Annotated in this window: 8 protein-coding genes; all 8 read left to right on the forward strand. The window is 50.2% G+C overall.

Annotated elements, in window-relative coordinates:
• The first annotated feature begins 48 nt into the window (after nt 1–48).
• The 8 genes from NST04_RS06405 (at nt 49) to NST04_RS06440 (ending at nt 12,344) form a co-directional block, all read left to right on the forward strand.
• Nucleotides 49–618, forward strand: coding sequence for a hypothetical protein (locus tag NST04_RS06405; RefSeq protein ID WP_341183620.1), 570 nt, complete (start codon nt 49–51; stop codon nt 616–618).
• 189 nt (nt 619–807) lie between these two features.
• The gene (locus NST04_RS06410; RefSeq protein ID WP_341183621.1) at nt 808–1,080 is read left to right on the forward strand and encodes an alpha/beta-type small acid-soluble spore protein; all 273 of its coding nucleotides are present in this window, start codon (nt 808–810) and stop codon (nt 1,078–1,080) included.
• A 203-nt stretch (nt 1,081–1,283) separates the two neighbouring features.
• Entirely contained in the window at nt 1,284–2,486 is a 1,203-nt protein-coding gene (metK, locus tag NST04_RS06415) for a methionine adenosyltransferase (RefSeq protein ID WP_340751342.1), read from the forward strand.
• 218 nt (nt 2,487–2,704) lie between these two features.
• Nucleotides 2,705–6,742 (forward strand): Ig-like domain-containing protein, encoded by a 4,038-nt coding sequence (locus NST04_RS06420; protein ID WP_341183622.1) that lies wholly within the window; start codon nt 2,705–2,707, stop codon nt 6,740–6,742.
• Nucleotides 6,743–6,976: 234 nt separating this feature from the next.
• On the forward strand, nt 6,977–9,706 hold the full coding sequence (locus NST04_RS06425; RefSeq protein ID WP_445667873.1) for a stalk domain-containing protein: 2,730 nt from the start codon (nt 6,977–6,979) through the stop codon (nt 9,704–9,706).
• Between the two features lie 57 nt (nt 9,707–9,763).
• The gene (locus NST04_RS06430; protein WP_036699270.1) at nt 9,764–10,921 is read left to right on the forward strand and encodes a sensor histidine kinase; all 1,158 of its coding nucleotides are present in this window, start codon (nt 9,764–9,766) and stop codon (nt 10,919–10,921) included.
• Between the two features lie 4 nt (nt 10,922–10,925).
• The gene (locus NST04_RS06435) at nt 10,926–11,648 is read left to right on the forward strand and encodes a response regulator (protein WP_036699238.1); all 723 of its coding nucleotides are present in this window, start codon (nt 10,926–10,928) and stop codon (nt 11,646–11,648) included.
• Nucleotides 11,649–11,900: 252 nt separating this feature from the next.
• Nucleotides 11,901–12,344 carry a hypothetical protein gene (locus NST04_RS06440; protein WP_341183623.1) on the forward strand — a complete coding sequence of 148 codons (444 nt, stop codon included), beginning with the start codon at nt 11,901–11,903 and terminating at the stop codon, nt 12,342–12,344.
• Nucleotides 12,345–12,426 lie beyond the last annotated feature (82 nt).

Genomic DNA, 12,426 nt, shown 5'->3' on the forward strand with positions numbered 1-12,426 from the left:
CTATTCTTTTTTTATAGCCATTTATCCCACTATGAGGAGGAATCACATTTGAAGACCACTTGGAAAGTTTCGATGTCGGCAGTGTTGCTGGCAGGTGGCCTGTGGGCTGGATCTATGCTTAACCTAAAGGCTGAAGGTGCCGGTGTCGGATCACAACCGGGAACGGCTGAGGACCCGGTTGTTACCAAGAGCTATGTGGACCAGCAGATTCAGAAAGCCTTGCAGGGTGGGACAATAAGTCCACCTACTCAAGCTCCGGCCGCTACAGCAACTAATGCACCGGCTGCAACTACAGCTCCTACCAAAGCGCCGGCTTCCGGTTCGGGTGATACAGGCAATACTGGTAATGCCAGTGAAATTGTTGATGTGAAGCCTGGACAGACCCTTATTGCTGGAGCAGGTGCAGAATTCATTGTTCGTGCCGGCAAAGCGGTTATTTATTCCCAGGATGCTAATGGGGTGGCTGACTTGACGGATGGTGTCGATTTGGCGAATGGTGTCGCTGCGCCTACGAATCATTTGTTATCTTTCCCGCGGGATGGACGTGGGATCGCTGTACAGGACGGTCAGACGATGAAGATCGTTGTTATGGTCCGTGGTGCATATACTCTTAAATAAACAACAGCTTGTGTTAAAGTTCACTTCAATCGACATTTTTCTTTCTATATAAAGAATGCCCTATATTGGACAACATTATACCCCGGAACTCATTCCCACAGCTGACAAACATTGAGCCGACTTAGGCCCTTGGAATTCGTACACAATACCACCTGTAATCTTAAAAAAATTCGCAGGAGGTGCTGTAACATGGCACGTACAAATCGCACAGTGGTACCAGAGAGCCGGGCAATGCTGAAACAAATGCAATATGAAATTGCTTCTGAATTCGGATTATATGGAGCTTCGTACGGTGGTGGAATGGACACGGAGTTTGCTTCTGAGCTGGGGACCATAGGTGGATCAGGGGTTTCTGGAGGAACGCCGTATCTGGGACATCTTAGTTCCAGAGATAATGGATCTGTTGGCGGGGAAATCACAAAGCGGTTGATCAAACAGGCCGAGCAGTCGCTTTTCGCATAACTGGCTTCAATTGACAGCCACCGGTAAATAAGATAATATGACCTTTGAGGAAGGCCGTAGACCTTTTCCATTCGGAAAAGGTTCATTTTTTGAATAAAACAGGCATTGGCCATTATTATTCTACTACTTATATTTGGCCTGTTTTCTACTAGGGAGCCCCCTTGAATACAGTGTCAGATCAACAATATGGGAGGTTGTTGTATATGTCGATCAAAGGGCGTCATCTGTTTACTTCTGAGTCCGTAACGGAGGGACACCCCGATAAAATCTGTGATCAGATATCCGACGCGGTACTAGATGCATTTCTTGCTAACGATCCTAATGCCCGTGTAGCTTGTGAGGTAGCTGTAGCAACAGGTCTCGTGCTTGTCATCGGGGAAATTAGCACCAAGTCTGAATATGTGGATATTCCGGCAATCGTACGTAATACTATTAAGGAAATTGGCTATACCCGCGCGAAGTTTGGTTTTGACTATAATACTTGTGCCGTCCTTAGCTCGTTGAACGAGCAATCGGCAGATATTGCCCAAGGTGTAAATGCTGCTCTTGAGCACCGTGATCCTGCATCATTAGCTGAAGAGACTGCTAACATTGGTGCCGGTGACCAAGGTCTAATGTTCGGGTTCGCTACGAATGAGACGCCTGAGCTCATGCCTCTACCGATTGCCCTGTCCCACCGAATTGCCCGTCGTCTGGCGGAAGTCCGTAAAGATGGAACTTTGAAATATCTGCGTCCGGATGGAAAAACCCAGGTTACGATTGAGTACCAGGGCGACAAGCCGTTGCGTGTGGACACGATCGTCGTATCTACCCAGCATGCAGAAGAAATCACCCTTGAGCAAATTCAGGCAGACATCAAAGAGCATGTCATTCTTCCGGTTGTTCCAGCTGAACTACTGGATGAGGCCACTAAATATTTCATTAATCCTACTGGGCGTTTTGTTATTGGTGGTCCTCAGGGAGATGCCGGTCTGACTGGACGTAAGATTATTGTAGATACATATGGCGGTTATGCCCGTCATGGCGGCGGAGCCTTCTCCGGTAAAGATCCGACCAAAGTGGACCGTTCAGCAGCCTATGCTGCCCGTTATGTAGCGAAGAATCTGGTCGCTGCCGGCCTTGCTGACAAGTGCGAGATTCAATTGGCGTATGCTATCGGTGTTGCAAACCCTGTATCAATCAATGTAGATACATATGGGACGGGGAAGATTAGTGAGGAGAAGCTGGTTCAGCTGATCAGCGATAACTTTGATCTTCGTCCGGCAGGAATCATCTCGATGCTGGATCTGCGTAAGCCTATCTATAGACAGACAGCTGCTTATGGACATTTTGGCCGTACTGATGTGGATCTTCCTTGGGAACGCGTGGATAAGGCGGATTTGTTAAAAGCCCAGTCCGGAATCTAAAAGTTCAGCAAATGAATTGAGCTAGTTTGCATAATGCCATCAAATCATAATCATGCCTATATAGTACCCCTCATCAGGGGGGATTATATGGGCTTTTTGTTATGGAAAAAGCAAGCCGATGTGCCCTCAGCCGTCATCTTCTAAACTTTGGAAGCCCTTTAGCCGAATATAACAGTATACAAGAAACGCTCGAGGGGCTGAAGGGAGCTTTATCAGGAATGAAAAAGAAGGTAAGAATAGGCACAGCTATTATTATTGCAGGTCATCTGCTGCTTGGTCTGGGCAGTCCGGTTATCGGTATACATACATCAGCGGTATACGCCGCTTCGGAATTCGGAATCAGCATTTCTCCTGCGAACGGGTCTGCTTTTGTAAATACCGGGGCTTCGCTGGGGCTTAGCTTTGACCGCCAGGTGATCCCGCAAGCCGGGAAAATCACCATTACAGATGTAAATGCCGAAACGGTATTTACGGAAATTGCAGTCGGAAGTGCAGGACTAATCGGAAACTCGTCAAGCTATGAGATCAAGCTAGGCTCCAGTCTTAAATTCGCTCCATACAAAACATATAGCGTGAGTGTGCCTAAGGGGCTTTTCAAGGATAGTGCAGGCAATGAATCTGCGGCAACAAGCTGGAAGTTCACGACAGCCCCGGAGGTAAATCCGGCGATTACAGCAAGTAGCATGACTCCTGCCATCAATTCCAGGGTAGAGGCGAGTAGCTTAACGGAGCTGAGTATACGCCTATCTGGAGTCCTTACAGCCGGAGGAGGCAGCGTCAGGCTGCTCTCGTCAGCGGATAACGCGGTTATACAAGAGTTTGCGATCAGAGATGGAGAACCTGGTGTAGCCTTCCAGAGTGCAGATTCCTCGACAACGGTGACGTTGACACTGGCTAATAAGCTTGCGTCCGGCGGGAATTATTATGTGCTTATCGACGCTTATGCATTCAAGGATGCTAATAATACAACCTATCAGGGGATAGCCAGCGGCAGCGGCTGGAGCTTTTCTACGATCGGCACGGGGACTATCTCTGCATCTACGGCTCCGGCCAACGCCTCTTTTGGTGCATCGGTCAGTGGAGCACTTAAGCTGTACTTCGACCGCCCGATGAGTCCTGCTTCTGGAGTGATTTCAGTCTCTCCAGGTGCAGGGGACCCTAGAACAAGATGGCTGAATGTCAATTCAACGAATGTTACTGGTGGGGGAAGCTCGACAATTACTCTGTTGCCAGCCTCAGTAGCTTCACCGCTACTGAGCGGTACACTATATACAGTGACTATACCGCAGGGGGCTTTTTATGATCAGGATGGGCATCTCTTTCCGGCTTCAGGTCCGTACTCCTGGACATTTACAACAGCTTCATTAACAAGTCTGTCTGTAGCCGCATTATCCCCAGCGGACCGCAGTGAGGCGGTAGATATTTCCAAGACAATTGCAGTTAATTTCAACCGGGATGTTGTTTATAATAGCACCGTCACGAACGGGGTAGTTCTGTACAAAAGCAATGGATCTAAAGTGGCAGCGACAGTTCAGCAGGGCGCCTCTGCCAAGGAGTTTTTAATCAAGCCGACAGCAGCATTGGAATCGGATACGATCTATTATATTGACATCGCCAAAGGGACGTTCACGGATGCAGCAGACCCCAGCGTACAGTATGAGGGATTAAGCGGCACCAAGTCATGGAGCTTCCGCACTGTAGCCATAGATAAGACTCCGCCATCTCTGACGAGTGCAGTGCTGGAGAACAACCGGACGATCCGCCTGAGGTATAATGAGCCGCTTAACGCTTCTGTGGCACTGCTGGCTTCCAGCTTCGGGGTAACCGTCAATGAGGAAACCCGGAACATTGAAAGTGCCTATATTCAAGGGGACAGTGTATTTGTAGTGATTAGCACAGGCATCGCTGTAGGCCAGAATGTGAAAATCAGCTATACCGGCGGTGTGCGGACTATTCAGGATACGAGCGGGAATGCTGCGGCTACCTTTTCTGGACAGCAGATCACTAATACCATAGAATCGGCGCTTCCTACGCCCAAAGAAGGTAGAATCACCGGCAAAACAGTGACACTAACCTTCAATGATACGCTCAAACCGGTCTCTTCATATGCGTATGAACAGTTTGTGGTCACGACTGACGGCTACTCGCTTGGGGTGAATTCTATCAGCATCAGCGGCAACACCCTATATTTAACTGTAGGCTCTGAGGTGGGTAATTCGGAGTCGGTCCGGGTATCCTACTACGCCGGTTCCTATCCGCTGGTTAGTTCTCTGGGACAGAATATTGCGAATTTCGCAGAGTTTAACATCCGCAATAGTAAGGATGATGTGCCGCCCGTGTTCCAGAATGCGACGGGCGGAGGAAAGAAAATTACAATGAACTACAATGAGGGGTTATCTGACAGCAACCTTCCGATGAACAGCCAATTCTCGGTTCTGGTGGGAGGTAGCCCAAATTACGTCACCAATGTTGCAGTACGTGGAAGCAGTGTGACATTAACACTTCAAAATAACCTGGTAGCTGGTCAAATTGTAACAGTCTCCTATGTCCCCGGCGTAAAAGGCTTAACTGATCTTAACGGCAACCGGGCTGTGTATGTGGACCTGAAGCCGGTTGATCTGAGCGATATCACAGTATCGGAGATCAGCAGCGCAACAGTGAACGGTAATGAGCTGACGGTAACTTTTGTCCAAAGTATGCTGACTTCTTCTGCACTGAGTACTTCGCAGTTTGCCGTCAGGTTGAACAGCACAAATACCCTGGTGCAGAACTATACCCTAACAGGCAATGTCCTCAAACTAATGCTGACAGAGTCTGCGGCCAGCGGGCAGACAGTTGACTTATCCTATACTACGGGGACATCCTTCATTAAGGATCTTAACGGAAATGCACTCGCTTCGTTCTCGCAGCTTCCGGTGAAGAACCTTACTGGAGGTGTGGCGGCTGCTGTGCCAACAGATGCGAACCGTCCAGCTTATCTGGGGACCTTGGAGGCAAGCGAGTTTGGAGACGCAATCCCGCTACTGAAGATTGACTCCGCCGTAATCGCAGCAGACCGCTCAATCTACAGTCAGGATGTGAAAAGATACAGTCTTAATGCAGATAAGCTGGCAGCCAGTTATATGTATTTAAACGCTCAGGGCACGGCTTCACTAGTGTTTGAAGTGCCTTCCACCGAATTGGCAGCCTATGTTACTGTACCTCTACAGCCACTCATGGATGCGTTCAACCGAAACAAGGCTTCATCATTTGGTATTCGTTATGGGGATCAGATCTATAGTGTTGATCTCGGTAAAATAGACCTCAACGGAATCGTAGCCAGTCTAAATACAACCGGCAGTAATATTTCTCTTATCTATCGCATAGAGAAAATGCCGTCTGAGGCGTTTGCTCCATTCGTCCAAAGATTTCAGACACAGGGGCTAACCAGTATAACGCCTTTGGCTGATCTTCGGCTGGCAGCATCTGTAACAGGAAATTACGCGAATGAGACTGCGCTTAGCTTACCAGGGAAGTATATGATCCGGACAACAAGTCCCAATAGCAGTGAGCAGACTTCTGTAGCAAGGTTAGACCAATCCTATTACGATGCAGCGTATCTGCCTACAACGAGCATTACCAAAGGAACTTACAAAGTAATGCGTGCATTAACCAGCGGAAATCAGATCGTTGGAGCATTTTCTTCCACGCGTTCTTTTGCGGATATTGCAACTCACTGGAGTAATACGGCTGTTTCTGAACTGGCAGCCAAGAATATCATCGACAACAGCTATGGCAGCCAGTACAAGCCGGACCAAGCCATCACCCGGGGCGAATTTTCTGTAATGCTGAGCAGAGGGCTAGGTCTGCTAGGGGATAGCGTGACAGCGCAACGCTTCTCAGATGTGCAGTCATCCAGTCAAATGGGCAATTATATCGGCGCTGCCGCCAAAGCCGGCATCATCAACGGCAACACGGACGGGACCTTCCGTGCGGAGGATAAGATTACCCGTGAGCAGATGGCGATTATGATGGTGAGGGCTCTGGAGTATACGGGGCAACCTGTAACGTTAAGCGCATCGGTGATGGATACGCTTAGCCCGTTCAAGGACCGGGCGAGAATTCTGAGCCAGAGTATTGAATTTGTAGCCAAGGCGGTCAAGGCGGGGATCATTCAGGGAATCAGCACCACACAATTCCAGCCGCAAGGCAATGCTACCAGAGGGCAGGCTGCGGTTATGCTGCAGCGGATGCTGAAATCGGCAGGCTATTTGTAAGTGAACTGTATCGTTAAGCAGAGCATCCGGCCCTTAGGCCGGGTGTTTTTTTGTCTGCACATCCAGCACCACAGTGGCTCCGCCCAGCCGGTAAAACCTGCTACTTCTCTCCAATTTTCGCAACTTTTCGAGCTGAATTCAGTCTATTAAAGGTATAGTCTATTACTATGAACTGATATCCAGGTCTTGATAGCGAGGTAGAAGAGTACAAATAGATGGGAGAGTTACACTGAAATGAATGAGCTTTTCATGGGGAAAAAGAGTACAGAGCAAACACGGGGAAATCAATGGTCGCCTGCTAAAAAATGGATTGCTGCATCTCTGGCGGGTGTAATCTGGATCATGCCTGTTGTCGGGAGTGAAGGTGCAGGATGGCTGGGCGCAGGCCCTGCACCGGTAGCACAAGCAGCAGCGTCCTTCTCGGCGACGAAGCTTAGTGAAGAGGTTATCACTTCCGGGGCGATGATGATGAAATATAAATTTACCACGGTGCGTTCCGGTAAGAGTGCGACAGGACTGGCCAGCGTCATTCGTGTCGATCTGAATAATCCGTACGTCTCTCTGGATGTAATGACCGGCAAAGGCGGGAATCTGACGACACGGCAGAGCACCGGGGGCATGGCGGCGGAGACAGGAGCAGTCGCGGCGGTGAACGGGGATTACTTCAATACTGGCGGAGAAGGTGCACCGATCGGCGGTCAGGTATCCGGCGGTGTGCTGGTGTCTACTCCTTCACAGCTGAACGGAATGTACGCTTTTGCAGTAACCAAGGACCGTAAACCTATCATTGATGAATATACATTTGAGGGGATGCTGACCGCAGAGGATGGCTCCCAGTTCCCGCTGTCCGGCATCAACAAAGGGGCCTACAATCCCGAAGGCGGCAGTTCGACTTACAGTCACGCTAACGCTGCTTATATCTATACAGATGCATGGACAGCGCTGGAACGCCCTAAGGGCAGCTCTACTACACCGACAGAGGTGCTGGTAGAGAATGATGTCATTACCCAGATCTCGCTGGATTCGGCTCTGCCGGTGACCGTGCCCAAAGGGGCTTATATTCTGCGGACGCACGGGCTGGCTGCCCAGTTCGTTAAAGCCCATCTGGTTGTAGGACAGAAGCTAAGCAGCGCTTACAAGCTTCGTTCCAAAACCACCCAGCAGGAGCTCGATCCTTCTACGCTGCAAATGATGATCGGCGGACATACCATTTTGGTCAATAACGGCAAGGCGTCGTCGTTCTCCCGTTCTACAAGCAGCATTGGCGGGTACCGGGCGCGTACAGCGCTGGGGTATTCGCAGGATGGCAGATATGTGTATGTCATTGCAGCCGAGAAGAATAGCAATAGTGCGGGTCTGTCGCTGACAGAGCTGCAATCCTTCATGACGAATATCGGGGTGTGGAAAGGGATAAATCTGGACGGAGGGGGCTCTACAACGATGGTAGACCGCCCGCTGGCTGAAACCTCGACTACACTTACCTTCAATACCGAATACGGCAAGGAGCAGCGCACAATCGTTAACGGCGTGGGGGTATATACTTCTGCTCCGCAAGGTGAAGTGAAAGGGATCAAGATCAGCGGCAGTTCGGTATTGTTAATCGGACAAAAGGCCACCTACACTCTGAAGGGCTATGATACGTACTACAATCCGGTGGATGTAGCAGCGGCTAATCCGTCCTGGACCGCAAGCGGCGGCAGTGTAACTGTGAATGCAGGCGAAGCCACGGCCGTCAAGCCGGGAACCGTCAAGCTGAAGGCGACCAGCGGAACAGCGAGTGCGGAGACCGAGGTCACCGTTCTGGGCGGAGAAGATTTGTCCAGCCTGATTGCAGGTACAGCAACTGCACCGCTGCAAGCAGGGGCCACTGTATCAGTTCCGGTTAGCGCAGTGTCGAAGAGCGGGGCAACGATAGCTGTTCCGGCAACCGCACTGAAGTGGGAGTTTATCGGCTTCAAAGGAAGTGTGGGAGATGGCAAGCTTAAGGTGGAGGCTGTCGATCCTGGCGTAACTACCGGATATGCGATTGCCCGCTATGACGGCTTCAGTACGGCAGTTGTCTTGTCTACTGCGGCTGCTACGGCTTGGGAGGATTTCGAGAATGCCAATTATCCGTTCGCATTCACTACCAATGCGGCAGGCGTCACTGGAACAGCAGCAGTAGTTGCGGGCAGCGCAGAGCGAGCAGGCTCGAAGGTGTTATCGCTTAGCTATGATATGAGTGCAGGCACCGGTAAAATGTACGCATACGCCCAGTTCAACGGAACAAAGGGCAAGGATATTCCGGCGGCAGCAACCTCAATGTCAGTCGATGTGATGGGGGACATGAGCCTGAACTGGATGCGTGCCGAACTGACGGATGCCAGCGGAAAGACGGCCTATATTGATTTGGCAAAAGTTATCGACTGGAACGGCTGGAAGACGCTTAATATCGATCTGTCCGGCTCAGGGATTAAATTCCCAGCTTCCCTTAAGAGACTTTACGTGGTAAATGTAGAAGAAGGCCAGGATGAACGGGCCAAGACAGGGACAGTGGCCTTTGATAATATTTCCTTCGTGATGCCATCGCTCTCCAGTGAGGCGGGATTGCCTAAAGGGACGGCAGCGATGAGCATTGGCGGCAAGGCAATGACGGTTAACGGCACCAAGCGGCCGATTGATGTCGCACCGATTGTGAAGGACGGCAGTACGTATGTGCCGATAAAATATGTACTGGATGCGTTCGGCGGCAATGCGGTCTGGGATGCGAAGACCAAGAAGATTATGGTCCTTCGCGGCGCCAAGGCGCTGGATCTGACCGTGAACAAGAAGGAATTCGTACTAAACGGGAAGCGGCAGAGTGCTGAAGTAGCACCTATGATCCTGAATGCCAGGACTTTAGTACCGCTCAGACTCGTGACAGAACAGCTCGGACTCACTGTAAAATGGGAACAGAACACTAAGACCGTAACTATCGAATCGTGATATGTTAGTATAAAGGAAAGCCTTTAATACGATTCGATAGAAATGGGGCAAGCATCCGTGGAATTTCAGGCCGATGCAATAGATCGGGTGATTAAGAACACCATCGACGTGATGGAGAGCAGCAAGTATCAGATATTCGAAATATTGCAGGTGGCACGGGATGAGCTTGCTGCACTCAACAAAGAGCTGCAGCGGGTTATGGAAGAAACGGATGAAACATTGCAAAAGGTAGACAAGCTGGAGCAGCAGTACCACCGCTCCCGGATCCGGCTGACAGAGGTCAGCCGGGATTTTGTCCGCTACACGGAGAAGGATATCCGGATTGCCTATGAGAAGGCGACGGAGCTGCAGCTGGAGCTGATGATGACGAGGGAGAGGGAGGCCTATCTGCGGAACAGACGCGATGAACTGCAAATGCGGGTTCGCAGTGTCGAAAATTCTGTAGAGCGTGCCGAATCGATTGGTTCGCAAATGAGCGTTGTCCTGGAATATCTGTCCGGAGAACTAGGTCAAGTGACGCGAATTGTCGAATCTGCGAAGAACCGCCAGATGATCGGACTCAAAATAATCCTGGCTCAGGAAGAGGAACGGAAAAGAATTGCCCGGGAAATTCATGACGGTCCTGCTCAAATGCTGGCGAATCTAGTCCTAAGGACGGAAATTGTAGAAAGAATGCTGGTAAAGCAGGAATTTGGGTTGGTACAAGCCGAAGTAATAGACTTAAAGGGGCAGGTAAGATACAGCCTGGAAGAAATGCGCAAGGTGATTTTCAACCTGCGTCCGATGGCGCTTGATGATTTGGGGCTGATTCCGACTCTGCGGAAGTATGTGCATGATTATGAGGAGAAGACGAAAATCCGTACCTCTTTTGAAACCAGGGGGAAGGAGCACCGTTTGTCCTCAGCGATGGAAGCGGCGGTATACCGGCTGGTGCAGGAGGGTCTGTCCAATGCGGCGAAGCATGCTTATCCGAGTTACGTGCTGGTGGAGATTACTTATCAGGCTCAATTGATCAAGATTGTCGTGAAAGACAATGGCTTAGGCTTCAATGTGAAAAAAATCAGTGAACAAGCCAACCGGGAAAGCTTCGGTCTGGTGGGTATGCGCGAACGCGTGGAATTGCTGGAGGGAAGAATGGAAATACAGTCAGCCGAGAACCAGGGCACAACAATCGTAATTCACATTCCGACGAATGTGGAAAAGGGAAAGGAGTAATGTGATGGAGAACCAAAACTCTGGCAAAGCGCCCATTAAAGTTCTTTTGGCCGATGATCATCAATTGTTTCGTGAAGGGCTTAAGCGTATTTTGAATATGGAGGATGACATCGAGGTCATAGGCGAATGCGGGGACGGCATCCAGGTGCTTGAATTCTGCAACGGCAACAAGCCGGATATCGTGCTGATGGATATCAATATGCCCATTGAGAACGGCGTGGAGGCTACGCAAAAGCTCCGTGAAATGTTCCCGGATGTCAAAGTGATTATCCTCTCGATTCATGATGATGAAAGCTACGTGTTTGAGACGCTGCGTAAGGGGGCGAACGGATACCTGCTGAAGGATATGGAAGCCGAGTCGCTGATTAATGCGATCCGCTCTGTATGCGAAGGACATGCTTTTATCCATCCGAAGGTGACCGGCAAGCTGATTAATCAGCTGCGGCGTATGACATACCTTAACGAGACTGGCGCTATGGCCGAGACGGCTGTGAAGGAAGCCGGTGTCAAATTCGTTGCAGGCGATAACAATCCGCTGACCCGCCGTGAGGCAGAGGTGCTTCGCTTGATGGCAGAGGGCAAGAGCAACAAGATGATCGGGGAGTATCTGTTTATCAGTGAGAAGACGGTCAAAAACCATGTCAGCAGTATTCTGCAAAAGATGGAAGTGGATGACCGCACGCAGGCTGTAATTAATTCTATCAAATATGGCTGGGTAACTTTATAGCTTCCCTCATAAACTTTTAACTGAGCGTTTTGGAGAATCCTAATGATCCTTATAAACGGTACATAACTTGTATGCAGCCGCGAGCTGCAGCCATAGTATTGTTTCAGTCCGCACTCTATTCGAATTTTGCAAAATGCTAACTTAAATATGTACCCTAAGTTAAACTGGCGGGAGAGGCTCCCGCGCTAGTGGGCTGTCACCGTCCTTTTATCACCGGCATATAGTGTGGGTATAAGAGGGAGGTGCATCTTCATGATCGCCCAGTTAATCTGGATTATCTCTATTTATGCATCCGCAGCAGCCCTTGTTCAACTCCTGCATCATCGGGAAGAGACCCGGGCAGCAGCACGGACTGGTAAGCGGCTTCACTATATTCTGATTACCCGTAATCATGAGGCCGTGGTGGAGTGGTATCTCAGGGTCTTTGCAGTGCATGCTTGCTGGATCGGCAGGCCCTTGCAGGTCACCCTGGTGGATGACGGTTCAGAGGACAGGACCATGGCGGTAGCCTCACGGATGGCTTATTACAACTCTTCTATTGAATTTGCGCCTGCGGTGCCGTTATACGGTCTCGCGGACAGGGATGCACTCCTGCAGGGGGTTACAGTGGATCTGCGGGTTCAGGAGCCGCTGCTGCCGCTGCGGATGATGCGGTTGCCGGGAAGCGGGAGATTCTCATCCAAGCACGGCGAATGACAGGAAAATATGTAAGTTACGGGTGAAGCGCACTCTCCAGGAATGGGGCGGTGTGCTTTTTTGTTGTGCATCAGAGGATAAG

It is taken from the genome of Paenibacillus sp. FSL H7-0756, from assembly GCF_038006765.1.
GTDB lineage: Bacteria > Bacillota > Bacilli > Paenibacillales > Paenibacillaceae > Paenibacillus_AQ.